Here is a 582-nt window from a genome sequence, read left to right as displayed (position 1 = left end):
AAGCGCCCAAACAGAAGTGCTTCGCCCCCTTTAAGGCGTCCGACGACGAGTCCTTGTTTGGCGTATTCGACCAAAAGCGCGTTGATTTCGTCTTGACTTTTGGAGTGAAACCCTTTCTTTTTGCTCACGTCGACCACTTTACATGTAAGGGGAATGAGAGAGCGAATCTCCTCAGAAACCAGCGCGTCCACCAAAGCAACATCGAGCAGTTCAAAGGCGTTTAAGGCGTCTAACGTAAGGTTGCCCACATAGCCTGTGCCACAGCTGATGAGAAAAACTTTTCCCACACCCGCTTCAGCCATGCCGCGCAGTTTTTCGAGGTCACGGTCTGGTTTTTGACGTTCATTTTTAAGACGCTCAATCAGAGATGTGAGATCGCGCGGTAAAATTTTCTCGATTTTGTCACGAATGACTTGCGCCAACGTGGGCGAACTGCCACCACTGCTGACAGCGACTTGAATGTCCCCACGACGCGTCAACGCGCTGAAGTAAAAATCACACAGTTCGGGCACATCGACGACATTGAGCCAAAAGCGCAGGCGAGGCTTCAAAGCCACGAGACGGTTGGTTACCGCTTCATTG

Annotated in this window: 1 protein-coding gene; it reads right to left on the bottom strand. The window is 51.0% G+C overall.

The window, feature by feature from the left end:
* The coding region (locus tag OA34_RS13370; RefSeq protein WP_039676271.1) for an SAM-dependent methyltransferase at positions 1-582 on the bottom strand (582 nt) is incomplete at both ends.

The sequence above is a fragment of the Sulfurospirillum sp. MES genome, from assembly GCF_000789415.1.
GTDB classification, from domain to species: Bacteria; Campylobacterota; Campylobacteria; order Campylobacterales; family Sulfurospirillaceae; genus Sulfurospirillum; species Sulfurospirillum cavolei.
The sequence above is the reverse complement of the archived record's forward strand: the minus strand, read 5'-3'. Positions and strand labels throughout refer to the sequence as shown.